The following is a 528-nucleotide window of genomic DNA, read 5'->3' on the forward strand; positions in this document are numbered from 1 at the left end:
GAGCTGAATGCTGCCGGTTATAAAGAGGTAAAAACGCCTCAGATTATGGATAAAACCTTCTGGGAAAAATCCGGCCACTGGGAAAACTATAAAGACAATATGTTCGTGACCAGTTCCGAAAAACGCGAATACGCGGTTAAACCGATGAACTGTCCGGGTCATGTGCAAATTTTCAATAACGGCTTGCGCTCATATCGCGATTTGCCGATGCGTTTGGCTGAGTTTGGTTCTTGCCACCGCAATGAACCAAGCGGTGCGTTGCATGGTCTGATGCGTGTTCGCGGTTTTGTGCAAGATGATGCGCATATCTTCTGTACCGAAGATCAAATCGTCGATGAGGCACGTGCATTCAATGAATTATTGGTTCGTATTTACAAACAATTCGGCTTCCATGATGTTGCTGTGAAGTTGTCCCTCCGTCCTGAACAACGTGCAGGTTCTGACGAAGTTTGGGATAAAGCCGAACAAGGCCTGCGTGACGCATTGACTGCTTGCGGCGTAGAGTGGGAAGAGTTGCCTGGCGAAGGT

The 528-nt window shown here is 47.9% G+C and carries 1 protein-coding gene; it reads left to right on the top strand.

Features of this window, described 5'->3' with window-relative positions; genetic code table 11:
* Window positions 1–528, top strand: a 528-nt coding sequence (locus ACTHUR_RS17870) for an aminoacyl--tRNA ligase-related protein (protein WP_440400080.1), incomplete at both ends; no start/stop codon positions are given.

It is taken from the genome of Neisseria sp. P0021.S007 (genome assembly GCF_051956855.1).